This is a genomic window from Enterococcus sp. AZ091 (assembly GCF_051714805.1).
Taxonomy (GTDB): Bacteria; Bacillota; Bacilli; order Lactobacillales; family Enterococcaceae; genus Enterococcus_D; species Enterococcus_D gallinarum.
In genome coordinates this window covers 436,274-462,652 of sequence record NZ_JBIOSO010000002.1, presented here as the reverse complement: position 1 = coordinate 462,652, position 26,379 = coordinate 436,274, and the positions used below count along the sequence as shown (strand labels likewise).

The window sequence follows — 26,379 nt, the reverse complement described above, 5'->3', positions numbered from 1 at the left end:
ATATAGCTAGACCAGAACCTATTTTTCATTCAATAACATACCTTTTTTATAGAAAATCAGAGACAAGTATCAATAAAAAAGCATGTGTTATCTCACCTTTATTTTCCCAAATTTGGCATAAACTAAGTGTTCAAAAAAAATCATTTTTCAAATATTTTTGACTATTTGGAAAAACGTGCTACCATCAATACATAACTGATTGGAGGAAAGCTATGTTCAGAGGTTTATTGTCAACTGCTTCACAAATAAAATTGCAGTTGATTGAAAGTTTGTTGCATGACCGTCACTGTTTTATTGCTGATTTGCTGGATGAATTTGACCTGTCTTTGTCGTTGTTCAGAAAGTATGTGACAGAGATCAATCACGATCTGTCCTTTCTTCAAATAAATATAGACAATCATTCCCAAGTGAGTCTGGAATTCCATTCTTTCGCTTCACGATCGGATGTCTATAGTTTTTTCTTGGCTGACTCTTCTGCTTTCAAACTCTTGGAACTTCTGTTTTCATCCCACTTTTCCAGTTATGAGACACTAGCGATTGAATTGAATCTAAGCAAATCCTCAATTATTCGTTTAATTAAAAAAATCAACACGGTCATACGTCCTTTTGATTTTCATATAGAAAAAAACCTATCCGCATAGCTGGGAATGAAATTACTATTCGCCAGTTTTACATGGTTTTCTTTTTGGAGAAATACCAACATGAGTTTAGAGATGCCAGTAAAAATCAGGAACAAGAATTTTTAAAGGTTGCACAACTTTTGGCTGAAGTTACTCCATTAAAGCTGTATTTTTCTGACATATGAAAAATAGCGTTTATCATTTATGTACATAGTAAACGAGAGAAGCTTTTTGCCACGGAAGTGCAATCGAATAAAATTGAATATTTTCTAGAAAAAATCGATCTCGCTGAATTCTCTCGCTACAAACGCTCTTATTTAGAAAAAGTTATGGGTTATCTGACTTCTCATATCACAGCCGACCCAGCTATCTATAAACAAGTAAAAAAAATCTTCTATCAATTGACTAAACAAATTTTTCTTAAATACAATTACACCGAAACAGACTTTCAAGAAAAATTGGATGCTGTTAGTTTCAAATATTTGCTGGAAACGAATTTGAATGTTCCGTATTGTATTTTGAATGATCGCCTGGCCCGTTTTGTTGACAACTGCGATCCTGTCCAGCAAGCAATCAACAAAGATATTGTTCAGCTAGTGACTCATTCTGAATTACCGGCGATTCGCCCTGCTACGATCAACCATTTGATTTATATTTTCCATACTTCTTTTCCACTATTTACAAAACAAATCATTGATCAACATGCAGATTATCATCTCGCCTTGTTCTACGATACCAATAGCGACCATACGGAAATGATCCGAACACAAATCAAACAGTTCGTCCCCTACGACCTGAAAATCACGATTCTCAATCCGTTAGACTCTTTTTCAATCCCTGCCGTCAAAGCAACCTATGATTTGATTATCGGAAATATCGTCCCTCCTTTTCAGAAAGTTCCTTTCAAAGCAACAGACATCTTTATTACACGAAATGAGATTGGCTATATCGCAAACAGTATTCAAGAAAAAGCGATCCAGCAGATTGAGAAACAAAAAGAACCTCTTAGCCCTACTCACTGAAAAAGTGAGTTTCGCTAAAGAGGTTCTTTTTAATTTTGTCGTTCGAGTAATTGTTTGCCTTGAGCACTCTGATAAAACGTTTCAATTAAATGATTTAAATTTGTTTTTGTCTCACTGGCGCCAAAAAGTTCACCGCCAGGTTCTAGCATAAGACCATTGGCTAGACGACCGATCACTACCGGATCAAAGTCAAAGTCGTCAACGATTTTGGCCGTTTGAGACATAGATTCCGGATCATTACCAGCGATTGCCATTGCTTTTCTGGCTGGTGAACCAGCCGGCCGTGCTTCGTCTTGAACATCATGATAACCCATATGGTTGAATGCCTTGATAACTCTGCTTTGGTCAAAATATTTTTGGACCCTTTCTGAAGATGTTTCTTCAACAGTCGAATACGTTTTGCTGGTTCCATCAACTTCCCACCAATAGTTCATTGCATCGATCACAAGTTTACCAGCCAGCTGCTCCTTGGGAAGTGACGGATAGTTGCTTAAAGGGATTGCTAATAAAATGACTGGCATTTCCGTCAGGATGTCTGAGACATTCTTCACCTTTGCACCTGGAGCAAGGATTTCAACAGCTAGAGCATTCTTTTCCGCTGGCTTTCTGCTAGCGATCCAGACCTCATACCCAGCTTCTGCTCCTAATTTTGCTAAAGCTAACCCCAACTTGCCGGCTCCTAAGATGCCAATTCTAGATTTTTCCATTATTTCCCACCTGATCTCAATAGTTCTTTGACCCTAGGGATTACTTTTGTACCATAAAGTTCGATAGTCCGCAGACGGTCTTTTTGTAATTGTCCACCGGTTCCATAAACAAGATCAAACCGTTCGACGCCGACTTGCGGCATCGTTCGCGCAATTTTTTGTGCCACAGTCTCAGGACTGCCTACATAGTAAGAGCCATGTTCTACTTCAAAATCGAAACGTTCTTTCGACATCTCGGGCCAACCACGGTCTTCTCCGATTTTATCCATACTTTTCTTGATATAGTGCCAACCGATTTCGTACGCTTCTTCATCCGTCTCCGCAATCACCCCATGGGAATGCATCCCTACCGGAAGAATCGGTCTGCCCATTTGTTGCGCTGCTTTTTGATAAAGTTGTACATAGGGGGCAAATCGAGCAGGCTCCCCGCCAATGATTGCCAGCATAACTGGAAAGCCGTAGCGAACAGCACGAATAATCGACTCCGGTGTTCCTCCCACACCAATATACGTATCCAGTGTTCCTTCGGGTTTTGGATAAACTTCGGCATTCTCCAAAGATTGAGTAAATTTGCCTTTCCAGGTCAGTGGCTCCCCTTTAAGGAGTTCGTGAAACATTGCTACTTTTTCTTCAAATAATTCTTCATAATCTTGCAGATCATAGCCAAACAGTGGAAAAGATTCAGTGAATGACCCTCTTCCTAACATGATCTGCGCACGACCATTTGAAAGGGCATCAACTGTCGCAAATCGTTCATAGACCCGAACTGGATCATCAGAACTTAATATAGTTACTCCCGTTCCTAATTTGATTCTTTTAGTGACCATTGCCAGCGCAGCTAGCACGGTGTCTGGACTTGAGATTGCGTATTCTTCTCGATGGTGTTCGCCTAATGCGAGGATATCGACACCGACTTCATCGGCCAACTTTCCTTCTGCAATAATGTTTCTCAATGATTGGCTGTAACTGATTCGTTGATGGGATTGGTCATCAAAGGCAAGATCGCCAAAGGTATCTAACCCAAATTCTAATTGTTTGTTATTGATTGTCATGTCATTTCCCTCTTTTCAAATACTTCCTGCATTCACTATAACAACTTCTTTTTATTAACGCGAAAGATATGCTTACTTTTTGTAAGTCTAATGTGTACGAATTGTTTTAGAAAGTAAAAGCGCGTCCTTGCTTCAAACAAGAACGCGCACTTTTTTGTTTTTTTATTAGCCATCAGAGATAGATCCCTTTGCTTCTTAAATTAGCTAAACACTCCTCTAAATACATTGCAGTATGTTCAGGATAAATAGGGACTGATTGCTCAATCGGCACTAACACCTGATAAGGAGGTGTCTTTTGACCGCGATAAGTAGGCTCTAACCATGCTGCTGCTGGACGGTATCCCCGATGCTGCATCTCTGCCATGACGAGTAGATGGTATTGATACAACTTATATGGAGAATGATCAAAAACATAATCGACTGTCGCATGTTTCTTTCCCCAGCCAGCGCCTCTCAGCGCAGCTACTTCCCGATGCTGTCCCAGCAATTGCTGCCGGGGTAATTTAGTCAAAAGTGCTTCATGCCACAATCTCATTTCCGCTCTTCCTCTACTTCGCTTGATTTTTATCCAGATTCTCTTGGTTGTCGAGCACGATTTTCCCTACCGCATGGTGTGTTTCACTTAATGCATGGGCATCATAGACACCTTGACGAGTCAATGGGAAAGTTTCGCCAATCACACTTACTAATTTGCCATCAGCCATTAGTTTAGCTAATTCGCTTAACTGTTCTCCATTTGTACGTAACCAAATTGCTTTTGCTTCAATTTGTTTCGTTGCGGCTAATGTTTCATCTTCAATACTCAGTACAGAAATCAAGCGGCCATGCTCTTTTAGAACGGAGAAGCTTTTCTTTTGGATCTCGCCACCCATTGTATCAAAAACTAAATCAATGTCAGTAAGAACTTCTTCGAAATCCGTTGTATGGTAGTCGATCACTTCATCTGCACCTAATTTTTTAACAAGTTCATGATTACGGGGACTTGCCGTCGTGATGACATAGGCGCCGGCATTTTTCGCAAGTTGAATGGCGTAGGTCCCAACTCCGCCAGCTCCGGCATGAATCAACACTTTTTCGCCAGCTTTTAACGAACCATGATCAAATAGAGCTTGTAATGCAGTCAATCCTGCTAGAGGCACAGCTGCAGCTTCCGTGAAGGCAATAGATTCTGGCAGAGGTGCCAATAAGTTGGTATCCACGATCGTATAATCCGCATAGGTCCCAAATCGTGTCGTCTCTGGACGAGCGAAAATCCGATCGCCTACGTGATAGTCTTTAACCTTCTGACCAACTTCAACGATTTCTCCAGCAACATCCCATCCTAGAATAATCGGAAATGACCAAGGAAACATTTGCTTCAAGTATCCTTCGCGTAATTTCCAGTCAATTGGGTTGATCGAAGTTGCTGCAACTTTCACCAACACTTGATCCGCACCGAGTTCAGGTAGTGAAACTTTCGCTTCTGCTAGTTTTTCTTTACCACCATATTCATTAATAACAACTGCTCGTGTTTCCATGTAAATCACTCCTTGAGATTATGTAAATGAGCTTCCGTCATTTTTCTAAAGAAACGAAAGGTCTCTTTCATAGCTTAGGCAATGATCCCTGATTTTACAACTGATTCGACTTTCCCTTTTCTATCAGAAAAAGCAGTTTTTTCACTGACTAACTTTTTATTGCCTTTTTAAAAGGTTTCATTTATTCTACAGGAATAAGAATGTGATAAGAAAGAAGGAATTGATGAATTGAAAAGATTGCACGTATTTTTTGGCGGGATCATTGCGATCCTAGGTATTCTTTTTGTTGGCAAAGCTGTACTGTCCAATGAAACAGGAAGTGCATCAGCAAATGATGCTAACACGGTTATTATTTATAATTGGGGAGAATATATTGACCCCGATCTGATAAAAAAATTCGAAACTGAAAGTGGCTATTCAGTGATTTATAATACATTTGATTCGAATGAAGCAATGGAAACAAAGGTCAAACAAGGCGGTACCAGGTACGATTTGATTTTCCCCAGTGAATCGATGATTCCTAAAATGATTGAGGAGCAGCTGCTGATTCCTTTAGAACATGATAAACTCGTCGGCAGTGAAGATCTTTCTGATTTTCTGATGGATCAGCGCTTTGACAAAAACAATCATTACTCCATTCCTTATTTTTGGGGAACTATTGGAATCATGGTTAATAGTGACCAAATCGATCCCACCACCATTCATGGCTGGGCAGATTTATGGCGCCCGGAATTTGCCAACGATATTCTAGTTGTTGATGGCGCAAGAGAAACGTTAGGAATGGCTTTGCAGACTTTAGATCTTTCTCAAAATGAGCTAGATACAGCAAACCTTCAACAAGCCATCGAGAAATTGGAAGCATTACGCCCCAATGTCAAAGCAGTCCTCACTGATGAGATCAAGACTTTGATGGTCAACAACGATGCACCGATCGGCATTGGCTATTCAGGAGATGCAGCGTATGTCATGTCTGAGAATCCTGCTATAACCTATGTCGTCCCTGATGATGGCGGTGCTATCTGGACAGATAACTTTGCGATTCCAAAAACAGTTGGCAATCTTGAAGGAGCTTATGCGTTTATCAATTTCATGCTGCGTCCTGAAAACGCCGCTCAAAACGCTGAGTATGTCGGTTATGCGACACCGAGTGAGACCGCGAAGCAACTGCTACCGACTAAATTGACCTCCAATAAAGCTTTCTATCCAGAGCCGGAAGCAATGCAACAGATGGAACACTACGAATACTTAGGAAAAAATGCCGTTGAACAGTACAACGATCTTTTTCTCGAATGGAAGTTGGGATTATAAAATGAATATACTATTGAAGTCTTCCTACATTTTTGATACAGAAAGAAAAACGACCTTTGCTGGTTTTATTTTGATTGAAGGAACTAGGATCAAGGATGTGGGTCCTTTGGATGCCACACCTACCAACTTACCGGCTGAAACAACGATCATTGATTGTCATGACCAAATGATCATTCCTGGCTTTATCGATGCCCATATTCACTTTTATCTTTCCGCTTTGCTTCATGCAGGGCATTTAACTCATGTCACTGGAACAACTGAAGAAGCAGTTGCCCAGCAAGTACCGCAAATTCCTGTGACCCATGGCTGGAAAATTGGGATTGGTTGGTTCAGCAGTGACTTTGGACAACAAGTCTATCCCACAAAAGCAACGATTGATCACTACTGTGACGAAGTGCCAGTCATGCTGATCTCAGGAGACGCCCACAGCATTTGGTTAAACAGTAAAGGAATGGAAGCCTTAGAAATCACAACCGATTCAGTTCCTACCGGAATCAGTGGAGAAGCATTGATGAAAGATGGCGAATTGACGGGTTGTTTTCTTGAGGCAGTTGCTATTAATTACTTGGCGGAGGTGCTGCAATCTTTTCAAGCCAACAGTTACTCAACGTACCTTTCTTACATGAAGCAGCTCAATCGCTATGGCATTACTACAATCGGCGATGTTGCCCTGACTGGCGAAAGCTGGGACGACTTGATTTATCCAGAGCTTTACCAAAAAGTTGCCGAAAAAGCGACTTTACGGGCGGTTTTTTACCCTGCGATGCGTATGGAAATAGAGCATTTAACTGATATCTATCAAAACTATCGATCTGAGAAAGTCCAAATGGGTGGTGTGAAACAGTTCTTTGATGGTGTAACAAGTACCCATACTGCTTTGTTGAAATCGGAGTACGAAACGCCTTATTTTACTGGTGATATTGGTATGCCGCTGATTGCAATTGAAAAAATGCGCCAGTTGATTTTCTTAGCAAACCAGCAAAATTGGCCGATGCGCATCCATACGATCGGTGACCAAGCGATCCATCAAGCGTTGTCTTTTTTTTATGAAAGTCATGCGCGCTTCCCTCTCTCTGCCGGTAAAAATAATACACTCGAGCATTTGGAAGTCATGGATCCTGCAGATCTTTCTTTAGTGGCACAAGACAATTTAGTTCTTTCTGTTCAACCTAGTCATTTATTAGTCGGCTATGAAACGTTAGATGAAGAAGTAGGTCCGCAACGCGCTAGTCAAATGTTTCCTTTTCAATCCTTTTTGGCCCACGATGCTGTAGTAGCATTTGGAACCGACAGCCCAGTAGTGATCGATGTGTCTCCATTGGATTCGATCTATTATGCAGTGGCTAGAAAAGAAAAAAACGGCTCTCCAGTAGAAGGATTGATGCCCTCTGAAGTGATGAATGTGGCAGATGCTCTGGTTGCTCATACCGCTGATGCAGCTCGGGCACTCAGTCGACAAGACATTGGTTCGATCAAAGTCGGGCAGTTGGCTGATCTTTGTATTCTTTCGAAAAATATTCTTTCCCTTTCAGAAAAAGAGCTGCTTGAGGTAGAAGTCACTGCAACCATTTTTAACGGTGCATTTGTCTATCAAAAAGACGAAGCTTCGCAGCAAAATTCCTAATTGGATCTTTGACCATATCCCTCGAATACCCGAATAATGGCTGACTTGCTTCTCTCGTCCGAGGGCTCTCATTCATGGAAGACCCTTGACTGTGTTCACGCTAGTCAACCGTATTATTCGGGATTTTTTGTCAACACCACCCTAATCCCCCATCCTTTTTTCGTTCTGGATACTGCCAGGCTATAATTTGGTTCCTCTTGATTGTTCCCTCTGATCATTTCTCGCTTTGTTTCGTCTTGACTCCTGCTCAATCATTGCCCTTTTGTTTTCCCTTCAATTCCTTAAAATATATACAATATGACCAACAGGATCCCACCAATGATTTCACTTATTGGATACTTGCGATTAATCGGTACCAAACAATTCCTGCACTTGCCTTTTAAGAATAAAAATGACCAAATAGGGATCAGCTGCCATGGGGTTATTACCTTTCCACAGTGCTCACAATGAGAGCGGCCTCCCAATGATTCCTGACGGGGCAAACGATAAACAACAACCATCAAAAAAGAACTAAGACAGCTACCAAGACTAAATACTGATAAAATGGGTAATAGCAACGCTCTTCCCAAACCACACACTCCTCTCATCTAATCGACACCTCAAATAAAGAGCCTATTCATAAGCAAATACGCTCTTTTAAACACGAAGTTTTTTTATTCTTCAGCGACGTACTGCTGACAGCGGATACCTAGCAGTACGTGATCGTCTGATTTATGTCATCAAATTGATTGGATGTGACTCTAGCCTCTTGCTCTTATTTGCTACTGCTGACATCTCCTTTGTTGCGAAACAAACTGAGTGTTACTGACCATTTCTTAAAGAAAATTCATTGATGATTCGAGGATTGATTTCCCACAATAGTCGATTCCAATCCTCTGCGTCTGGAATTGACTTAAAAAGCAAATGCCAGTTTCCAATCAATTGATCACTGACATATTCACTATAATTTGTCACTACTAGATCAATATGATTCTGCTCTAAATAATCTAAGTTCATCTCTAATGCATTCGGGAAAAACAGGTGCTGGAACCGGCCAAGATATTTGATAGCCATTGCTTGGATATTCTGACAAACAAGGTAGTTTCCCTCTAATAAAAATGCAATATTTTTAGGTGCTCCCCAATGGATTTCCTTTAGTGAGTCCATGAATAGGACGGCCATCACGGTGATTTCTGTTACTGCTGTCTTTCCCCCTGAGATTGTCTGATGGTGTTCGGTAAAGAATGCTAATAACTCAAGATACAAATCTGGGTATTTCTCTTGGACGACTTCATGAATATCAAGAATATTTTGATTTGTGACTGGTGATAGCTGTTCTTTTAAATACAGCATAGTAAAAAAAGAACGCACAAGGATCATGTCTCTCTGAAGGTCATTACTCTGCTGGCCAAAAGCGGATAAAAATAGTTGGGCACAGTCTGTAATCCCAACATTCGGCTGGAGTTCCTGAATAAACTGCTGCTCTCCAGCCAGATCCGTCAATGAACGCCGGCACAAAATCATCACATACAAATACAATAATTCCTCCACTGGCAAACGTTTGCCGATTGACGTATCAATCACATCATTGATAGCTGAAAAACGCTGGAATGCCTCTCGTTCTTTCAGCGCTTGAATCATTTCTGACTCGATAAGCAAGTCACCCTCACGTTCTAAAGTAATCATTAGAGTATAACTAAAATCTCCCAAAGAAACATTGGGATAGCTGCTGAAGAAGTGCTTTTTTTGTAAGGCAAAGGCAATCGACTGGATGGCAATTGATGGCAAGACCGTGTGTGGAGTTATTTCTGATTCATAATAAAAATCATGAAAGAAACTGCGAATATCGATTTCTTTTCCAATGAAATCCACTTTCTTCAGGGACAGTGTCAGTCGATAGCGCGCCAATTCATTTTCTACCATTTTGAAATAGCGCAGCAAACTACTTTCTGAGAAGTGGAGTTGATCGGCCCATTCTCCGATCTCTTTGATCTGCCTTTGAAAAATCCCTTCAATAATGTGAAAGAGTGGTTCATTTTCAAGCAATGACCGCTTTTTAGTTTGGTACGCTTCTCGATTGGTTTCTTTGAACAAATAGCCTGAACTCGTGTTTTCAATCAGAATCGACTGCTGAAAATATTGCCGAATTCCGGTAATATCGGCAATGATCGTTCGTGAAGTGCTTTTTGTGAATTGGGCTAGTTCTTTGACTGATCGCGTTGGTATTCGCTCGAAGGTATGCAAGATTTTCAGCCATCTTACAGTTTCCTTATTGGTAATAAAATTAAGTTGAAAATTTTTCATCTCTTTTCTCCTTACTGGTTTTCATTGCCGTTATTGACTGAATCGTTTTCCTTATTATACGCCCTGCGGAGGAATTATACTCAGTTGTAAGCTTCTGGCAGCACCAGTTATCGTGATTTATACGAGAAAAAGGGACCCAGTTATGAAAAAAACGGTCATCTTGACAAAAACAGGCATCGAATTGTATAAAATTGTTATTTTTTGTTAAAGCCCTCTTGATTGTAAGCGGTATTTTTGTTATTCTTTAAAGGTAGAGGAGGTGGATAGTGCAGTGTATGCTATCAAGATATTTCATGGTTATCTGACAGCACAAGGAAAAAGAACTCGAGATAAATCAATTGCTTTGACTTATACATGCAAAGAAGATGCCGAACGCTTCGCAAATAAAATTGGCGGGAGAGTTAAAAAAATTGGATAACCTAAACTATTGAAAAAGAGTCGTCGACCATTGATTGTTGACCACTCTTTTTGTTTTGTTAAAAAATATTCTCTAACAAATCCTTTTTTCTATTTGTTTTTATTTCTCGCTTGTCAAAAATAAAAATACACTGCTGCGATCAATTGTTGAATGGCCATTTCTTCCCCTTTTCACTTCTATTAGCCAAAAAAAATGACTGAAACGTCTGAGTTGAAACAAAGTGTTTTCTCGCTCAGAAACATTTCAGTCATTTTCTTTTTATGGAATCGCGATAGTCACATCGACTGTCTGGATCGCCACGTCATAAAACGGATCTTCTCGTCTTCCCAAGAAATCTTTTGCTTGAGCTGGGAAAAGTGCATACATCAGTACATCTTCTTCCGTTTTGGCATATTCTTTGATTTCTTGCTCGAATTCCGGGAGCTGCGGTGGAATCAAATCTGCTGGTCGTTCGGTGATCACTGCTTCCGTCCCAATGATTTTTTCTTGGATCTTCGTTTTGATTGGTGTCGGAGGACGACCGTAAAGACCACGAACGTAATCTTTAATCTCAGTTGGGACTAGTTTGTAGCGTTCCCCAGAAATCACATTCATCAAAGCCTGTGTGCCAACCATTTGAGACAAAGGGGTAACTAAAGGAGGAAATCCAAGGTCGGCACGCACTTTCGGCACTTCTGCCAATACTTCTTCGTACTTGTCCTGCAGACCTTGTTCTGTCAACTGACTCAATAAGTTGGATAACATCCCACCAGGCACTTGATAGATCAGTGTTTTTGGCTCTGTATCTTTAACTTTAGGATTCAAGATCCCTTCCTCTCGGAACCGATCGCGGATTGGATTGAAATAATCAGCAACTTCAGCCAATTTCTTTTTGTCCAGGTTTATATCAAATCCCAGTTCTTCTAATGCGATCGCCACAGATTCTGTCGCTGGCTGACTCGTTCCCCCTGCAAATGAAGAAATTGCTGTATCGATAATATCTGCCCCAGCTTCTGCAACTTTCAAATAAGTCATTTCTGAAATACCACTAGTAGCGTGGGTGTGGACCTCTAATGGCAGATCCACAGCATCTTTGATTCGGCTGACCAATTCAAATCCGATTTGAGGTGTCAGCACACCAGCCATATCTTTGATACAAATCGAATCTGCTCCAATATGGGCCATTTCTTTTGCTAATTGCACAAAGTATTCAACGGTATGAACTTCGCTTGTTGTATAAGAGATCGCTGTTTGGCAATGACCACCAGCTTCTTTTGCTGTTGTGATAGAAGTCGCCAAATTTCTGGTATCGTTCAATGCATCAAATACGCGAATAATATCGATTCCGTTCTTGATCGATGTCTCTACAAATTTTCGCACCACATCATCCGCATAATTTTTGTATCCTAGTAGATTCTGTCCGCGAAGAAGCATCTGTAATTTCGTGTTCTTCACTTCACGGCGAATCTGTCGAAGACGTTCCCAAGGATCTTCATTTAAGAAGCGGATACAAGAATCAAAGGTTGCTCCACCCCACATTTCTAATGAATGGTAGCCTACTTCATCCAATGTTTTGATGATGGGCAACATATCTGACGTCGGCATTCTGGTAGCGATCAAGCTTTGTTGGCCATCACGTAAGACTGTTTCCATGAATTGAATTTTCTTAGTCATCTGCTTGCATCCTTCCTTTTGAAACTAATTCATTTATTTTTTGCTGTATTGCTTCGACTGAATGCGTTCTCGATCGTCCGCATAGTTTTGCTTCCTTGTCACAAAGAAAGCAGCGCCGTCTTGGATAGCCTAACGCTTCGCGACTGATGGACTGCACTTCACCCGCTTCTAGCCAAAGCACGTCAAGATCTGCTAATCGCCCATAAGGATGTCTTTCTTCAAGTGCCACCATCCTTTTCTTTAGTTCTTCTTTTTTTAAAGGAAGTAAAAGAAAATATTCATAGCCAGTTTTTTCATTTCGATAAAGATGAAGGAATGAAAAGGCATCCGCCACTGCTCGCTCGACTTCATCCGTCAAGCTTTTAAACACAGCTTCTAACTCATCTGATGTTTTGACAGGTCCGGGAATATTCATGGTGGCAGATAGCAGTGTGTATTGGGGCGCCGACTCCAGTAACTCCTTTTGCCGTTTTGCACGCTGTTCTCTAGCCGCCAATACTTCTGCTAATGAAACTTCCGGTCCCTCAAATAACAAGCTACACATTTCTCACAACATCAATGAGCGTGCCGTCTCGATATTCAATCAATGCCACTACTTTATCGCCATAATGAATGGCTTCAGGCGTTCCAACAATCTGGTAAGCTTTCTCTTTTAACTCTTCGATCGTATACTGAGGCACATCTAGTGTTTTAAAATGTTCAATCAAATCTTGACGATCTGGATTGATGGCAATCCCTACTTCTGTCACGATCACATCGATACTTGTTCCTGGAGTGACCACTGTATTTACTTTGTCAACGATCGTTGGAATTCTGCCTCGCACTAAAGGTGAAATAACGAGACTCATTTTGCATGCCATACTCGTATCAGAGTGCCCGCCTGACGCTCCCCGAATCACACCATCGGATCCTGTCATCACGTTCACATTGTAGTCTGTATCGATTTCCAATGCGGACAAAATAGCGGTATCTAATTGGTTGATCACTGATCCTTTACTTAACGGTGAAGCATACATCTCAGCATCGATTTCATAATGTCCTGCATTGCTTCCTAATGAAACGGCTGAAGAATGATCGAAATCTTGTACATCAATGATTTTTTCAACCAATCCTTCCTCCAATAGTTCCACCATTGCATTGGTAATACCGCCTAATGCAAAGCTCGCTTTTATTCCATCTTTAAGCATCGCTTCGCGCAAAAAGCGGGAAACAGCTAATGCAGCACCACCGGTACCTGTTTGAAAGGAGAATCCCTCTTTATAGTAAGGAGAATTTGTGATCACTTTTGCTGCGTATTCCGCGATCAATAGTTCTTTCGGATTTTTGGTAAAGCGGGTGGCTCCTTTGGCAATCCCTTGTGGGTCACCGATTGCTTCCACTTCAACCACATAATCCACGTCGGTTTGCGGAATACTGATTGGTGTATTCGGAAATGGCACGAGCGTATCTGTGATGATCACGACTTTGTCTGCATATTTTGCATCGATCATTGCGTAACCTAATGAACCACAGGTTGCTTTTCCCACCGTACCATTGGCATTGCCATAGGCATCTGCACTTGGTGCGCCTAAAAAAGCCACATCGATATGCACATCTCCAGCTGCAATGGCCCGAGCCCGACCGCCATGTGAACGGATCACAACAGGATTTTCCATGATTCCTGCTGAAATAGCAGCACCCACATTGTCTCTCAATCCGCTGGAAGTAATATTGGTTACAACGCCATTTTTGATATGGTCAATCAACGGTGCATGGACATTTGCGATGGAGCTAGGGGCAATAGAAATATTTTTGATACCCAGACCAGCAATTTCTTCCAAGACCATATTCATGACATAATCGCCTTCACGAAAATGATGGTGGAAGGAAATCGTCATGCCATCTTTCAGCCCTGTCTTTTCGATCGCCTCGCGAATACTGCTAAGAAGTTTGGTATCTCTTGGACGAACGGGGGTAACGGTACGACTTGCTTCTTGATACGTATCGATATGCGCCAATTCCCCTTCAAAAACACCGTATTGGTCAGCATATACTTGTGGAATATCTTTTCCTACTTTATTCATGACCATGCCTAAATATCCTCCTCCGTAATCAACTTCGCTGCCTTAGCCAATGCAATCACTCGCTGTGCACGTTCAACGATTGGCTTGTCCACCATTTTCCCATTGACTGAAATAACTCCAGAGCCTTTCGCTTCGGCCTCGCGAATTCCCCAGATGACTTCTTTGGCATTCTGGATTTCTTTGTCTGTCGGTGTATAAATAGCATTTACCAACGGAATTTGTCGTGGATTGATCACTGACTTTCCATCAAATCCTAGCTGCTTGATTTGTTGCACTTCATTTTGGAATCCTTCTACATTGTCCACATTGGAATAGATAGTATCGATAGCCGCAATTCCTGCAGCTCTGGCTGCATGCAAAATCATGTTGCGGGCAAAGGATAATTCCTGTCCATCCGGATAGCGCTTGGTTTTCATATTTGTGACGTAATCTTCTGCTCCTAAAGCAATTCCGATCAGTCGCTCTGACGCTTTGGCAATCTCCCGTGCGTTCAATACCCCTTCTGCAGATTCGATGGCTGCCATCATTTTCGTTGTGCCCACTGGAATCTGATTGTCTTTTTCAACAGATGTAATGACCGCATCCACATCTAAAATATCTTGTGCCGTCTCTGTTTTTGGTAAGCGAATAACCTCAACGCCAGCCAAAACCATTGCTTCGATATCTTGGGCGCCACCTGCTTCCAAACTATTTATCCGTACGACTGTTTCTACATTGCTGTAATCAAATGTTTTCAATGCAAAGTGAACCAATGTACGCGCGGAGTCTTTTTCTTTAAGAAAAACTGCATCTTCTAAATCAAACATAATTGAGTCTGCACCATATAAGGGTGCGTCCCTTAGCATTGCTGCATTTGCACCTGGAACAAACATCATGGTTCTTCTTAAGCGTTCCATGAATCAATCTCCTTCCAATCATATGCGTCTTTTTTTGCTGCCCGATGAATCGCGGTAATGGTTCGAGCTTGAATCGTACAATCCAAAGCGCCTTTATCAACGGCAGCTACTCGAACAGACTTGATCCCTAAATTTTTGATGGTCTCTTCGATCACCTTTTTGATTTGTTGACCAAATTGTTTCTCTACACTGCTTTCCAAAGAAATTTGGATTTCGTCTGCTTCAGTCGGCTCGACAGTAATCAAAATGTCGCTTGACTCTACTGTACCGGCTACTGCGATTTGTGTAATTTCCATATGGTTTCACCTCTCGTTTTTTAAATAATGATATGTCGTTGATGGCAAAAATTGTCTCAAACGGCGGTCATCCTGATTTTTCAAGGCTTCTCTAACCTTGGTAGCACTGATGATCTCACCATCAATACTCAATCTAGGTAAAATAACCAATTCTAATGAGTCGCCAAACATTTCCTGCATCGCATGATTATACGTATCGGTCACCTTTGAATAGGGTTCTTCTCCGACAAACCGTGTCCGAATGTCTAATACAGGTGCTATCTTCTCTTTAAACAGTTGCGCATCAACCTTTGCCTGGATCTTCGCTACTGTTTCTATGGCACTGTCTTTCAGAAAGTAGGAAGGAAACGTTGCGGAAGATACAAGGTAATCATTGGTGGGAAAAACTGTTACATTGGACAAGTGTGCGACTCCACGTTTTACCATTTCCATCCGATCTGCAGTCGAAAACTCTGAACGATCTTCGGATAACACAAAGACATAAACTTGCTGACTCTGCTGCGCAGCTGTCTCGACAAGATACTGATGTCCTTTGGTAAAGGGATTGGCATTCATCACTATCCCGCTTCCGATCCCCATTTTTTTCCCTTTAGCCAGCGTAGAAAGATAGCTCGCAAAATTTGGCAATCCTCGTTCCATAAAAAGAATTTCTGAGGTTGCGATGATTTTCTGAAACCCTAGTGAGCGAAAGATCAATTCATTGCTGGGTTTTGAATACAAGAAATAATGTTGTTCCCCTTCTTCTGCCAAGCGATCAACCAGATGTTGAATGATTTCCGTCAGTAGATTTTCTGATTGAAAGGCTTTGCAAACAACCAAGCATTTCAATATGTTGTGATAATAGGATCCAGTAGCAACCAGTAAATCGTTATCGTAGATTCCCACTGTGTAATCAAGTTCTTCCTCTTTATTCAGACCGGCTCGATCCATCAAGGAAGCCCACTGTTTATAGACTCCTTGATCTCTTAGCCATAGCCGTTTTAATGAATACATAAACGTCTCTTCTTTATCTTTTTATTTTTTGATTGGAAAAAGTTTGCTAAGCAGCATCGAAGCAAGATAGATAATCAAGATAACCACGAAGACGCCGCCCCATCCCAGCACTAATAATTCCAGTGATTTCATTAAATCTGCTGACATCGAATCTCTCCTTTCTTAGGTTAGTAAGGCAAGCAATAAACCACCTGCAATAACTGAAGCAATCTGACCAGAAACATTGGCACCGGCTGCATGCATCAAAATAAAGTTTTGTGGGTCTTCATCCGTTGCCATTTTTTGGATCACTCGACTTGACATAGGAAATGCAGAAATCCCCGCGGCTCCAATCATTGGATTGATTTTTTCTTTTCTGAACAGGTTCAGCACTTTTGCAAACAAGACACCACCTACAGAGTCCATGATGAAGGCAACCAGGCCTAAAGCGATCACCATCAATGTATCGACTTGCAAAAATTCTTCATACTGCATTTTTACTGAGATAGAGAGCCCCAACAAAATACTAATGATGTTTACCAGCTCATTTTGAGCTGTGATAGAAAGTCGGTCTAATACGCCGCATTCTCTCAAGAGATTTCCGAACATCAAGAAACCAACTAATGGCAGAGATACAGGGGCAATGAGCCCGGCAACGACAGAGATAACGATCGGAAAAAGAATTTTTGCTGTTTGTGAGACTTCGCCAGCGCGATAATTCATACGAATCGAACGCTCTTTTTTCGTTGTGACCGCCTTGATCGCAACCGGCTGAATGATCGGCACCAAAGCCATATAAGAATAAGCTGCAACCATGATTGCTCCCATATATTTGGAATTCAAAGTGTTGGCTACAAAGATGGATGTTGGACCATCGGCGGCTCCAATGATTCCAATGGAAGCTGCATCATTTAAATCAAATCCAAATAAGACAGCGACGATAATCGTAAAGAAAATACCAAATTGGGCTGCAGCCCCAAATAAAAGCAGAAAAGGATTTTGGAGCAGCGGACCGAAGTCGATCATGGCACCAATTCCGATAAACAAAAGCAATGGGAATAACTCGGTTGAGATCCCCATATCAAACAATACTTGAAAAGGACCAGGTTCCCCGCCAGCACTCAAAACACCAGAGTTCGGGAAATTTACTAAAATCGTTCCTAGTCCCATCGGAACTAGTAGTGTTGGTTCATATTCTTTTTTGATTCCTAAATACATCAGGATGCCACCGACTACCATCATGACAATCCGTCCGGGTTCTTGTCCCATCCCTAAAAAGCCTTCAATCAGAGTTTCCACTAACGTCACTTCCTCTATTCATTAAATTTTTTATTGATTCATCCCTATTAATGAATCGTGATCAATGGGTCACCAGGATTGACCATCTCTCCTTGATTGACATGAATACCAGCTACTGTTCCCGCTTTTCCGGCAACAATCTCATTTTCCATTTTCATGGCTTCTAATATCATCAATGGTTGATTTTCCGCCACAGTATCTCCAACATTCACTAAGATTCTCAAAATCGTTCCCGGCATTGGAGAAGGCATGGCATCTGCGCCTGCGGCAATGGGTGCCTCAGAAACAGATGGTGCCTCGGATGCGGCTGGTGTTGCGGTTTGCGGAGCTGGTGTTTCAACTACAGGTTGAACGGGTAGTACAGGTTGTGGTGTACCACCGATTTCTTCCATCTCTACTAGATATTCTTTGCCATCAATCGAAATTTTAAATTTACGTAACATTGTTTTTCCTCCAAAATGCTAATTTTTATTGATTCTTCGAATAACAAACTGACTCTTTTCATTTAATCCAGCAGCTAGACTTGACACGATGATGGAAACAAGTTTCGCCTCCGGATTGCGCTGCATTACTTTCTTGACCACAAATTGGCTCTTAGGTTGATCATCTGCCGCAATGGCTGTCGCGATCAAACTAACAAGTTGATATTCTTCTTCACTAGCTTCGATATATGCAGGAACCGCTTTCCATTTCATTTCAGATTCATTATCATCGAGCGTTTCAGAAGATGTTTTTGTTATTTCTTGATGTGGTTCACTTTTTTTGAAAAGTCGGGCGAATAATCCCATGAAGTTACTCCTTTCATTTTTTTCGTTCTCAACCACATTATATTGATAATGGACCAATCCGGTAGTTCTAAATCAAAGATTATTGTTTTTTTTCTGTTCCTATTTCTTCACCTTACAACAAAAAGGCTGATAAACATTGTTAAATCAACGTTTATCAGCCGTTAAGATTTTATTAATATCTTGTTAAACCTCTTTTAAGAATACCTATACCAAATTGTTTTTTTCCTGTTCTTTTTCAGAATTCAATCTATCTTATCAAATGAATATTGCTTATTCTATAGTCGTCAAACGGAAAAGCTAATTGTTTCCAATACGTGTCTTTCTCCCCCAAAGGCATGAAGCTTTGTTTTTTATTGGAATGAATTGGCACCGTTTACAAAAACAGAAATTATTAAATCAGTTGTAGAAAGGAAGAAAAATATGTTATTGACGGTTTTATCTTATGCCATGATTATTGTCTTTATGTTTGTAATCATGAAAAAGAAAATGTCTCCATTCACTTCTTTGGTGGTCATTCCTTTGATTTTCACCTTAGTTGCAATGGTGTCAGGAGTATCCAAAGAAGGAAACATCGGGGATTTTGTTCTAGAAGGAATCAAAACAACTTCTAATACGGGGATTATGTTGCTGTTTGCGATACTATACTTCTCGATCATGCTGGACGCTGGATTATTTGATCCGATTACCAAAAAAATGATCTATTTCGCAAAAGGCGATCCGATGAAAGTTTTGATGGCAACTGCTGTCGTTGCGGCCACCGTTTCTTTAAATGGGGATGGAACGACCACTACCCTGATCTGCTGTTCAGCTTTTATTCCGATTTATAAAAAATTAAACATGAAAATGATGAACCTTGGGGTACTGGTGATCTTGCAAAATACCATCATGAACTTGCTCCCTTGGGGAGGACCTACTGCTCGAGCTATGGCCGTTTTAGAAGTTGATGCCGATATCCTTACTTATCTGGCACCAGGAATGATCATCTCAGTTCTTTATGTCATCTTCTTTGTTGCTCGCAGAATGGGGAAACAGGAACGGGCACGCTTAGGAATCACTGAATTGACTGCAGATGAAATCGAAGAAATGACAACGGTAACAGACCCTGAAACACTACAGATTCGCCGGCCAAAAAACTTTCTTTTCAATGGTATCTTGACGATTGGATTGATTGCCTGGCTCGTAGCTAGCTCATTCATTGATTCGATTGCACTGCCACCACTTTTGTTGTTCTTAGTTGGAACGTGTATTGCTTTAATGGTCAACTACCCTGTTTTAAAAGACCAATCTTCACGAATTGGAGCCAATGGCGGAGATGCTGTTCAAGTCGTTATCTTAGTCTTTGCAGCGGGCGTATTTATGGGATTGTTCCAAGGTTCAGGTATGGCAGAAGCATTGGCTAACAGCTTTACTCACATTATTCCGAAAGAATTAGCCGGCTTCTGGGGGCTAGTTATCGCCCTTATTTCTGCGCCAGGTACCTTCTTCATCTCAAATGATGGTTTCTATTTTGGTGTGCTACCTGTATTAGCAGAAGCAGGGCGTGCTTATGGCTTTACCAATATGCAGATGGCTCTTGCTTCATTGATGGGACAGGCGTTCCACTTATTAAGCCCATTGGTTGCCTTTATCTACTTGCTGTTACGTTTGACTGGATTGGATATGGGTCAATGGCAAAAAGAATCAGCAAAATATGCATTGGGAATCTTTGTCATCTTTATCGTTACCATTGTGTTATTAGGTCATATGCCGCTTTACATTCCACAATAATATTCAGGATTGATAGGGACGGGTCGTCATTGCGGTCTCGTCCCTATTTTTATTAGTAATACATGAGGAAATCAAAGAAAATCTTGAAAAAAATTTACTAGCATGTTTTATTTTCAGAGGTATCATGAGAAATGAGGAAAATAAATGAGTAATATAGTTGAAGCCGTTAAAAAAAATCTTGATTTAACACAAAACAAAACATTAAACGTTCTGATTTATGAAGCGTTTCGAAAAACCATCATCCTTGGTGATATTCCAGCAGGTACTCGAATCAACGAGAAAGTCTTTGCTGAAGAATTGAACATTAGTCGAACTCCTATTCGCCTGGCTATGAAGCAATTAGTGAATGAAAAACTTGTCGAACATATTCCTAAAGCGGGAATCGTCGTCAAAGGTATTCGTATCAAAGATGCCTACGAAATTTATGATATCCGTAAATCATTAGATACCCTAGCAACGATCAAAGCCATGAATCAAATGACTGAAGCAGATTTCCAAGAACTGCAAACATTATTAGAACAAGGGGAACAATATAATGAGGCCGATGAAATAGAGCTGGTTTTAAAAAATTTCTCTGATTTCAACGCATTTATCTATGAAAAAAGTCAAATGCCTCGCTTAAAATCAATTGTCCTAGAACTACAAGCCTATCTCGTTTATTTTCGCGACATCGCTATCCGTTCGACGAAACGAAGAGATAAAGCATTGGAAGAACACTGGCTGATTTTTCGCGGGATGAAAACAAAAAATGTCGAACAAATCACGCTGATCACGCATGAACACCTTGATCGATCCTTGCAGTTTATTTTGGCGGAAATGGAGCGTAGACAAATTGACTGAGTCCCTTTCGAACCAGATTACCGACTATGCCATCAAAGCATTGTTCTATGAAGTCAGTCTCAGTCCTAAACCTGGACTTGTGGATCCCTTGACAACCGGTGCGCACCAAGACATGAACTTATTCACATTTATCGATAGCACGATCAGCTTACGTCCTTATTTTCAACAGTACCTACATGCAGGGCTGACACACAAAGGAACCCCTAGGGAGTTGTTTGATAAGCTTAGAAAAATCGGAGTAGCTGCAGAAAAAGCCATGCTGCGTGCAACACATGCCATCAATACGCATAAAGGAGCCAATTTTTCTTTTGCAGTCATTTTAGGGGCGACTGGCTGGTACTTGCAAGAAAAGGCATTGCCTTTAATAAAAGAAGATAGTGAGAGGATTTTGACTTACACGCAGCAAATGACAAACCACCTACTCGCAGAAGATTTCAAAGACTTAGAGATAAAGACCCAGCTCACTTATGGCGAAAAGCTTTATCTGGAATACGGAATAACCGGAATTCGAGGAGAAGCCGCAGCAGGCTACCCTAGTTTGTCGCATAAACTACTCCCCTTTCTACGGACAACTGTTGATTTCCCAATGGAGGAACGTTTATTGCGGGGACTGATTTTCTTGATGAGTGAGATCGAAGATGGGAATTTATTGCATCGCGGTGGTTTATCCGCTTGGCAAACAGTGAAAGAAGAAAGCAAAAAAATTCACCAAGCCACCTTCTCAAAAGAAGAATTGCTTGATGAATTACAAAGCTATGATAGGATTTTGACTCAACGCCACTTAAGTCCTGGAGGTTCTGCTGATCTATTGGCATTAGGTATTTATTTTGCTCAACTAGAAGAGATCCTTTAAACACCATCGGGCAAAAAGGTATAGCCTAATCCCCATACTGTCTTGATATAGCGAGCTTGCTTTGGATCATCTTCAATCTTATTTCTTAAATGATTGATAAAAACCATGACCGTATTTGCGTCTAGCTCACTGCCGTTCCATACGCTTTGATAGATTTGTTCTTTCGAAAAAACTTGATCCGGGTTTTCTATAAAAAATTGCATCAATTTTGTTTCCTTGGATGAGAGCTTGATTGGCTCTTCCTTTTTGTAGAGTTGGTAGCGGGACTTGTCAAAGCAGAAATCCCCAATCATGATTTTGCTCTCTTTTGAAAGGGCACGATGCTCTTTGATAACTTGCCCTCTATCAAGGGTCACTGTTATTTGCGCTCTTAATAAGTTAGGCAAAAATGGCTTGGTAATATAATAATCTCCACCCATTTCCAATCCAGTAATGATGTCTTCTTCATTTTTCTTGCCACTGAGAAAAATGATCGGGACAAGTGGATCTTCTTCACGTATAATCTGAGCAAGATAGTACCCATCGTTTTCATGTTCTAAACTAATGTCCAATAAAAATAAATCAAATTTTACCCGTGTCATGATATCGACTGTCTTTTCAACCGAATCACTTTGATAAATCAAGATTCCGGTCGATTGGAGTGATTTCCATATCAATCGTCGTATTGCTGGATCATCATCAACGACAAGAATTTTTTCGTTTCTCACTTTTTTTCCTCCTAGTTCTTTGGATCAAATTATTAAAGGGAGCGTTTTTTATGAAAAAGCCTTCAAGCAGATTGCTTGTTCTAGGAATGATGACCGTCCTCTTTTTGACTGTATTAGGAATGGTCATCACAGCAAACAGCTATCAGCAGACACAAAAACATGCGTTAAAAATGGGGGAGAATCAACTAGCCAAAATCAATGACTCTGTAATCAAAATATTGCGATTGGAAATCAAATCTTACACTTTAGCACTGGAAGATTATGCTTCGAATATTTTTAATGAAAAAAATTACCATGAACTGATCGAAGACACTCAGTTGGACAACAGTCTCCTATTCAAGACCTCGGCTGCCGCCGGATTATATCTTGTTTCACCAACGGGCACTCTCCTTTCTGGCAAAGACATCCATGCTGACCAATTTGTTAAAGAACCTGTCAAAGTCACGGCTTTTGATCAAGATCCCCTTTATCTCAAAGCTTTAAAGGGGTCGGTTCTTCAAAACGGCGAAGCTTACTTTGCTGATGATACGTCTTATGTCAATTTATATCGACCGGTCTATGACAAGCATCATGTGCTTCAATCTATCTTGGTTCTGCCAATCAATCTTGAAGAGCTATATCAGCAAGAGATTGACACAACAGAAAACCAAAATGGCTATACGATGGTCAAAAATGAAGAAATGAAAGTGCTCATGCACCCTTCCACCGAACAAATCGGATTAGACATCATCAATGGGCGAAAGCTGAAATATCCTGACCTCGACTACAGCGATTTGGCTCATTTAGAAGATGTCCAAAAGACCAATGAAAAAGGAACATTAAGCTACAATTCTTACTGGTGGACAGAAGAAGACCCCAAAAAAGTTTTAAAAATCTCAGCCTATGAATGGATTACGGTTGGGGATGCACGCTGGATCGTTGCCAGTTCATCGGACTTTTATGAACGAAATGGACTCGCACTGCAAAAAAATCTGATCATACTTGGCTTACTGACCATTCTCTTAGCAATCATCATTCTTTTAGCAGTCAGTTTTAGTCATTACAATCGCCAAAACCGGACCTATATCGAAAATCTGCGTTTAGTTGAACGGCAAAATTTTTTGAAGGAAAAGCATGCCCTTGAAAAATCAATGATGCAAAAATCGCAATTGGAAACAGTAGGTCTGCTAACCACTACCATTGTTCATGACATGAATAATTTTCTTACTCCGATGATCGGAAATCTGCAACTGTTGATTGAAGAATACCAGTCAAACGAAGCGCTCGTTGCTGATCTAAATGAAGTCTACCAAGCAGCGCAAAAAGGCCAAAACCTGTCTACGAATGTATTGCGCTTTACTAAGACTGGAATCAAAACGAAAGAATCCCTCTCGATCGAAGAAGTGGTATCAGAAGCCATTGACACCATGCGCGTACTCGTACCAAAGAAAGTCACATTGACCTATCAAGCTTCTTTTGTGGGCACTGCACTCATTGAAGCCAGTGACTTACAAGTTATTTTATACAATTTGATCACCAATGCTTATCAGGCTCAGCCAGAAAACCCGCACATCCAAGTCAGACTTAGTGCAGCAGCAGATAAGCAGTTGACAGCATTCCAAAACCATTCACTTGCTTATTGCGACAAACATTTTGCGCAACTTACCGTGACAGATAATGGTCCAGGGATCCCGAAAGAAATAGAAAGTAAAATGTTCACGCCTTTTTTCACAACGAAGACAGAGTCCAATGGAACTGGTCTCGGCTTATTCATCGTCTCATCGATTGCTAAGAAAAACGATTGGATCTTACAAGTAAAAAGCACCGTCTATGGAACGACCTTTACACTAGGGATTCCAGTAGATAGCGGCAACGTTCAGTAATCGCTTGCATTACTTATCTAAGCCTTTTGTTCGTTCATTCACTATACCTTTATTATAACGAAAAAGAATGAAGGTTTGACGAAAAGTACAATAAAAAACCAGCTATTGTTTGTCGTCATCAGCCGAAACTCACTTTAGTTTGTCACGGAAATTCCCTCTTGTTTTTCTGCAATGAAAAAAATTACAGGATAGCTCATCGCGTGATTATTAGCGCCAGCTTCTGTTCTGCTTTTATGTCATTAAAGCCCTTCTCAAGGGCTTTTTTTGTTGCAGCTGTTTTTAATTGCCGCGATGATTTTACAAAAATCAAAAGTTTTAAGGTGTGTTCGCTTTACAAAAGAGAACATATGTTTGTATTATACAACTAGGGAGGCGTTTTTGATGGGGAGATTTAATTATGAAGAAGAACCGTTACGGGATATTTTGTTCATTGATGTAAAATCTTTCTATGCATCTGTCGAATGTGTCCAGAGAGGGCTAGATCCTTTGACCGCCTTGCTAGTAGTCATGTCTCATTCAGATAACACAGGAAACGGATTAGTCTTGGCAGCTTCGCCAATGGCGAAAACTGTTCTGGGGATCACCAATGTCACTCGTGCTGACAACTTGCCCAACCACCCGGATCTATATAAAGTTTCACCTCGCATGAATCTATATATCAAAGAAAATTTGAAAGTCAACAACGTTTATCGGAACTATGTGGCGGATGAAGATCTCTTACTCTATTCAATTGATGAGTCGCTGATGGATGTGACGCAAACGTTACATTTATTTTTTCCTGATCCTTCTCTTTCTAGAAGCGAGAAGCGGCACAAAATGGCAGAAAAAATCAAAGCCCATGTCTTCAAAGCGACCGGACTGCGGGTAACTGTCGGGATCGGTGATAATCCTCTTCTTGCAAAATTGGCCCTCGATACCGAAGCAAAGAAAAATCCCACCTTCATTGCCGAATGGACATATCAAGATGTGGAAAGCAAAGTATGGGGAATTTCGCAGATGACTGATTTTTGGGGGATTGGTTCTCGAACCCAAAAACGATTGACTCAGTTGGGGATCGAATCGATCAAAGCATTGGCTCATGCTGATCCAGATTTTTTGCGCAGCCGTATGGGCATCATTGGGGAACAATTATACCACCATGCCAACGGGATCGATCGAACGATTTTAGCAGAACCAGCCCCAAAGACAATGGAAAAAAGTTATGGCAATAATCAAGTCTTAAATCGAAATTATTACTTGCAGAGCGAGATCGAATTAGTTATCAAAGAAATGGCAGAACAAGTCGCCGCCCGAATCCGCCGTGAAGGCTGCCAAACACAATGTATCCATCTCTATATTGGAACAGCTTTTGGAGAGACACAGAAGGGCTTTGCCCACCAAATGAAAATCCCTGCGACAGATAACACCAAACTATTGATTGCTCACGCACTGTCCTTATTTCGCAAATACTACACAGGACAAGTGGTTCGTCATGTGGGGATCACTTATTCGAGACTGGTTTTTACCCAAAGCGTTCAGCTCGATTTGTTCCAAGATCCGGAAGAACAACTAAAACAGCGAAAGCTTGATTTACTGATCGATAAAATTCGCGCCAAATATGGATTTACTTCAATCGTTCATGCTGCCAGCAAATTAGAAGGCGGACGAGCGATTGCACGGGCGAATCTCGTTGGTGGTCATGCCGGTGGAATGGATGGTATCTCAAACGAACCTCAAGGCAAAGCAGTTCGTCCAAAATAGGATGGCTGCTAAGCATTTTGCTATACGCCTATCTCTTTTGCTGATAAATTGAATCTGTAGACCAGCCGGAATTCACAGCATTGCTAAAAAGG

The 26,379-nt window shown here is 41.0% G+C and carries 27 protein-coding genes; 10 read left to right on the top strand and 17 right to left on the bottom strand.

Going from position 1 to position 26,379, the window contains the following annotated elements; translation table 11 throughout:
* Positions 1 to 212: 212 nt before the first annotated feature.
* Positions 213 to 641: a helix-turn-helix domain-containing protein gene (locus tag IGJ28_RS14640; RefSeq protein ID WP_252711507.1), complete on the top strand. Its 429-nt coding sequence runs from the start codon at positions 213 to 215 to the stop codon at positions 639 to 641.
* A 221-nt stretch (positions 642 to 862) separates the two neighbouring features.
* Entirely contained in the window at positions 863 to 1,642 is a 780-nt protein-coding gene (locus IGJ28_RS14635) for a hypothetical protein (protein ID WP_252711508.1), read from the top strand.
* A 29-nt stretch (positions 1,643 to 1,671) separates the two neighbouring features.
* Here the strand turns inward: IGJ28_RS14635 and IGJ28_RS14630 are convergent, their stop codons facing one another.
* The 4 genes from IGJ28_RS14630 to IGJ28_RS14615 form a co-directional block, all read right to left on the bottom strand.
* A complete protein-coding gene (locus IGJ28_RS14630; RefSeq protein WP_438845465.1) occupies positions 1,672 to 2,349 on the bottom strand; it encodes an NADPH-dependent F420 reductase in 678 nt (225 codons plus the stop codon).
* The gene (locus IGJ28_RS14625) at positions 2,349 to 3,401 is read right to left on the bottom strand and encodes an LLM class flavin-dependent oxidoreductase (protein ID WP_438845464.1); all 1,053 of its coding nucleotides are present in this window, start codon (positions 3,399 to 3,401) and stop codon (positions 2,349 to 2,351) included. Before IGJ28_RS14625 ends, IGJ28_RS14630 begins: the two co-directional genes overlap by 1 nt.
* A gap of 172 nt (positions 3,402 to 3,573) precedes the next feature.
* Positions 3,574 to 3,936 carry a TIGR02328 family protein gene (locus IGJ28_RS14620; RefSeq protein WP_171917231.1) on the bottom strand — a complete coding sequence of 121 codons (363 nt, stop codon included), beginning with the start codon at positions 3,934 to 3,936 and terminating at the stop codon, positions 3,574 to 3,576.
* Positions 3,937 to 3,949: 13 nt separating this feature from the next.
* Positions 3,950 to 4,918, bottom strand: a complete 969-nt coding sequence (locus IGJ28_RS14615) for an NADP-dependent oxidoreductase (RefSeq protein ID WP_103301004.1) — start codon at positions 4,916 to 4,918, stop codon at positions 3,950 to 3,952.
* A 228-nt stretch (positions 4,919 to 5,146) separates the two neighbouring features.
* Here IGJ28_RS14615 and IGJ28_RS14610 point away from each other — a divergent pair, with 228 nt between their 5' ends.
* Positions 5,147 to 6,226, top strand: coding sequence for an ABC transporter substrate-binding protein (locus IGJ28_RS14610; RefSeq protein WP_252711510.1), 1,080 nt, complete (start codon positions 5,147 to 5,149; stop codon positions 6,224 to 6,226).
* 1 nt (position 6,227) lies between these two features.
* Complete coding sequence (locus tag IGJ28_RS14605) at positions 6,228 to 7,850, top strand: amidohydrolase (RefSeq protein WP_252711511.1); 1,623 nt, start codon at positions 6,228 to 6,230, stop codon at positions 7,848 to 7,850.
* Between the two features lie 281 nt (positions 7,851 to 8,131).
* Here IGJ28_RS14605 and IGJ28_RS14600 read toward each other — a convergent pair whose 3' ends face one another.
* On the bottom strand, positions 8,132 to 8,437 hold the full coding sequence (locus IGJ28_RS14600; protein ID WP_438845463.1) for a prepilin peptidase: 306 nt from the start codon (positions 8,435 to 8,437) through the stop codon (positions 8,132 to 8,134).
* 214 nt (positions 8,438 to 8,651) lie between these two features.
* Positions 8,652 to 10,133, bottom strand: coding sequence for a helix-turn-helix domain-containing protein (locus tag IGJ28_RS14595; protein ID WP_252711512.1), 1,482 nt, complete (start codon positions 10,131 to 10,133; stop codon positions 8,652 to 8,654).
* Between the two features lie 271 nt (positions 10,134 to 10,404).
* Here IGJ28_RS14595 and IGJ28_RS14590 point away from each other — a divergent pair, with 271 nt between their 5' ends.
* Entirely contained in the window at positions 10,405 to 10,551 is a 147-nt protein-coding gene (locus tag IGJ28_RS14590; RefSeq protein WP_086269049.1) for a hypothetical protein, read from the top strand.
* Positions 10,552 to 10,809: 258 nt separating this feature from the next.
* On the opposite strand, the gene IGJ28_RS14585 is transcribed toward IGJ28_RS14590, so the two are convergent.
* From IGJ28_RS14585 to IGJ28_RS14540, 10 genes are read right to left on the bottom strand one after another with little or no spacing between them, the layout of a single operon-like run.
* Positions 10,810 to 12,204 carry an oxaloacetate decarboxylase subunit alpha gene (locus IGJ28_RS14585; RefSeq protein ID WP_438845462.1) on the bottom strand — a complete coding sequence of 465 codons (1,395 nt, stop codon included), beginning with the start codon at positions 12,202 to 12,204 and terminating at the stop codon, positions 10,810 to 10,812.
* Complete coding sequence (gene citX / locus IGJ28_RS14580) at positions 12,197 to 12,748, bottom strand: citrate lyase holo-[acyl-carrier protein] synthase (RefSeq protein WP_003125765.1); 552 nt, start codon at positions 12,746 to 12,748, stop codon at positions 12,197 to 12,199. Before citX ends, IGJ28_RS14585 begins: the two co-directional genes overlap by 8 nt.
* Positions 12,741 to 14,273, bottom strand: coding sequence for a citrate lyase subunit alpha (gene citF, locus IGJ28_RS14575; RefSeq protein ID WP_003125763.1), 1,533 nt, complete (start codon positions 14,271 to 14,273; stop codon positions 12,741 to 12,743). Before citF ends, citX begins: the two co-directional genes overlap by 8 nt.
* 2 nt (positions 14,274 to 14,275) lie before the next feature.
* The gene (citE, locus tag IGJ28_RS14570) at positions 14,276 to 15,163 is read right to left on the bottom strand and encodes a citrate (pro-3S)-lyase subunit beta (protein WP_438845461.1); all 888 of its coding nucleotides are present in this window, start codon (positions 15,161 to 15,163) and stop codon (positions 14,276 to 14,278) included.
* Positions 15,151 to 15,459 carry a citrate lyase acyl carrier protein gene (citD, locus tag IGJ28_RS14565; RefSeq protein WP_003125761.1) on the bottom strand — a complete coding sequence of 103 codons (309 nt, stop codon included), beginning with the start codon at positions 15,457 to 15,459 and terminating at the stop codon, positions 15,151 to 15,153. The genes citE and citD overlap by 13 nt, the downstream gene beginning before the upstream one ends.
* A 6-nt stretch (positions 15,460 to 15,465) precedes the next feature.
* Positions 15,466 to 16,452, bottom strand: a complete 987-nt coding sequence (gene citC / locus IGJ28_RS14560; RefSeq protein WP_060814509.1) for a [citrate (pro-3S)-lyase] ligase — start codon at positions 16,450 to 16,452, stop codon at positions 15,466 to 15,468.
* Positions 16,453 to 16,473: 21 nt separating this feature from the next.
* On the bottom strand, positions 16,474 to 16,599 hold the full coding sequence (locus tag IGJ28_RS14555) for an OadG-related small transporter subunit (RefSeq protein ID WP_005470670.1): 126 nt from the start codon (positions 16,597 to 16,599) through the stop codon (positions 16,474 to 16,476).
* A gap of 15 nt (positions 16,600 to 16,614) precedes the next feature.
* Entirely contained in the window at positions 16,615 to 17,730 is a 1,116-nt protein-coding gene (locus tag IGJ28_RS14550; RefSeq protein WP_081131559.1) for a sodium ion-translocating decarboxylase subunit beta, read from the bottom strand.
* A 47-nt stretch (positions 17,731 to 17,777) separates the two neighbouring features.
* Complete coding sequence (locus IGJ28_RS14545; protein WP_003125756.1) at positions 17,778 to 18,173, bottom strand: acetyl-CoA carboxylase biotin carboxyl carrier protein subunit; 396 nt, start codon at positions 18,171 to 18,173, stop codon at positions 17,778 to 17,780.
* Between the two features lie 18 nt (positions 18,174 to 18,191).
* Positions 18,192 to 18,518, bottom strand: coding sequence for a hypothetical protein (locus tag IGJ28_RS14540; RefSeq protein ID WP_103301007.1), 327 nt, complete (start codon positions 18,516 to 18,518; stop codon positions 18,192 to 18,194).
* A gap of 420 nt (positions 18,519 to 18,938) precedes the next feature.
* On the opposite strand from IGJ28_RS14540, the gene IGJ28_RS14535 reads away from it, so the two are divergent.
* The 3 genes from IGJ28_RS14535 (at position 18,939) to citG (ending at position 21,978) form a co-directional block, all read left to right on the top strand.
* Positions 18,939 to 20,285, top strand: coding sequence for a CitMHS family transporter (locus IGJ28_RS14535; protein WP_005470665.1), 1,347 nt, complete (start codon positions 18,939 to 18,941; stop codon positions 20,283 to 20,285).
* A 144-nt stretch (positions 20,286 to 20,429) separates the two neighbouring features.
* Positions 20,430 to 21,125: a GntR family transcriptional regulator gene (locus tag IGJ28_RS14530; protein WP_003125752.1), complete on the top strand. Its 696-nt coding sequence runs from the start codon at positions 20,430 to 20,432 to the stop codon at positions 21,123 to 21,125.
* Entirely contained in the window at positions 21,118 to 21,978 is an 861-nt protein-coding gene (gene citG, locus IGJ28_RS14525; protein ID WP_086269048.1) for a triphosphoribosyl-dephospho-CoA synthase CitG, read from the top strand. Before IGJ28_RS14530 ends, citG begins: the two co-directional genes overlap by 8 nt.
* On the opposite strand, the gene IGJ28_RS14520 is transcribed toward citG, so the two are convergent.
* Positions 21,975 to 22,685, bottom strand: a complete 711-nt coding sequence (locus IGJ28_RS14520; protein WP_160806021.1) for a winged helix-turn-helix domain-containing protein — start codon at positions 22,683 to 22,685, stop codon at positions 21,975 to 21,977. The two genes, citG and IGJ28_RS14520, sit on opposite strands and share 4 nt — an antisense overlap.
* Before the next feature lie 50 nt (positions 22,686 to 22,735).
* Here IGJ28_RS14520 and IGJ28_RS14515 point away from each other — a divergent pair, with 50 nt between their 5' ends.
* The gene (locus IGJ28_RS14515; protein WP_176332977.1) at positions 22,736 to 24,547 is read left to right on the top strand and encodes a sensor histidine kinase; all 1,812 of its coding nucleotides are present in this window, start codon (positions 22,736 to 22,738) and stop codon (positions 24,545 to 24,547) included.
* 381 nt (positions 24,548 to 24,928) lie between these two features.
* Positions 24,929 to 26,287, top strand: coding sequence for a Y-family DNA polymerase (locus IGJ28_RS14510; protein WP_252711514.1), 1,359 nt, complete (start codon positions 24,929 to 24,931; stop codon positions 26,285 to 26,287).
* The last annotated feature ends 92 nt before the right edge of the window (positions 26,288 to 26,379 follow it).

Excerpts from the sequence above, each read along its gene's own strand:
- IGJ28_RS14545 (WP_003125756.1), bottom strand. The coding sequence starts at position 18,173 with ATGTTACGTAAATTTAAAATTTCGATTGATGGCAAAGAATATCTAGTA.
- IGJ28_RS14615 (WP_103301004.1), bottom strand. The coding sequence starts at position 4,918 with ATGGAAACACGAGCAGTTGTTATTAATGAATATGGTGGTAAAGAAAAA.
- citF (WP_003125763.1), bottom strand. The coding sequence starts at position 14,273 with ATGGTCATGAATAAAGTAGGAAAAGATATTCCACAAGTATATGCTGAC.
- citC (WP_060814509.1), bottom strand. The coding sequence starts at position 16,452 with ATGTATTCATTAAAACGGCTATGGCTAAGAGATCAAGGAGTCTATAAA.
- IGJ28_RS14515 (WP_176332977.1), top strand. The coding sequence starts at position 22,736 with ATGAAAAAGCCTTCAAGCAGATTGCTTGTTCTAGGAATGATGACCGTC.
- IGJ28_RS14625 (WP_438845464.1), bottom strand. The coding sequence starts at position 3,401 with ATGACAATCAATAACAAACAATTAGAATTTGGGTTAGATACCTTTGGC.
- citX (WP_003125765.1), bottom strand. The coding sequence starts at position 12,748 with ATGTGTAGCTTGTTATTTGAGGGACCGGAAGTTTCATTAGCAGAAGTA.
- IGJ28_RS14630 (WP_438845465.1), bottom strand. The coding sequence starts at position 2,349 with ATGGAAAAATCTAGAATTGGCATCTTAGGAGCCGGCAAGTTGGGGTTA.
- citE (WP_438845461.1), bottom strand. The coding sequence starts at position 15,163 with ATGGAACGCTTAAGAAGAACCATGATGTTTGTTCCAGGTGCAAATGCA.
- IGJ28_RS14535 (WP_005470665.1), top strand. The coding sequence starts at position 18,939 with ATGTTATTGACGGTTTTATCTTATGCCATGATTATTGTCTTTATGTTT.
- IGJ28_RS14530 (WP_003125752.1), top strand. The coding sequence starts at position 20,430 with ATGAGTAATATAGTTGAAGCCGTTAAAAAAAATCTTGATTTAACACAA.
- IGJ28_RS14595 (WP_252711512.1), bottom strand. The coding sequence starts at position 10,133 with ATGAAAAATTTTCAACTTAATTTTATTACCAATAAGGAAACTGTAAGA.
- IGJ28_RS14620 (WP_171917231.1), bottom strand. The coding sequence starts at position 3,936 with ATGAGATTGTGGCATGAAGCACTTTTGACTAAATTACCCCGGCAGCAA.
- IGJ28_RS14555 (WP_005470670.1), bottom strand. The coding sequence starts at position 16,599 with ATGTCAGCAGATTTAATGAAATCACTGGAATTATTAGTGCTGGGATGG.
- IGJ28_RS14585 (WP_438845462.1), bottom strand. The coding sequence starts at position 12,204 with ATGACTAAGAAAATTCAATTCATGGAAACAGTCTTACGTGATGGCCAA.
- citD (WP_003125761.1), bottom strand. The coding sequence starts at position 15,459 with ATGGAAATTACACAAATCGCAGTAGCCGGTACAGTAGAGTCAAGCGAC.
- IGJ28_RS14600 (WP_438845463.1), bottom strand. The coding sequence starts at position 8,437 with ATGAGAGGAGTGTGTGGTTTGGGAAGAGCGTTGCTATTACCCATTTTA.
- IGJ28_RS14510 (WP_252711514.1), top strand. The coding sequence starts at position 24,929 with ATGGGGAGATTTAATTATGAAGAAGAACCGTTACGGGATATTTTGTTC.
- IGJ28_RS14640 (WP_252711507.1), top strand. The coding sequence starts at position 213 with ATGTTCAGAGGTTTATTGTCAACTGCTTCACAAATAAAATTGCAGTTG.
- IGJ28_RS14605 (WP_252711511.1), top strand. The coding sequence starts at position 6,228 with ATGAATATACTATTGAAGTCTTCCTACATTTTTGATACAGAAAGAAAA.
- IGJ28_RS14540 (WP_103301007.1), bottom strand. The coding sequence starts at position 18,518 with ATGGGATTATTCGCCCGACTTTTCAAAAAAAGTGAACCACATCAAGAA.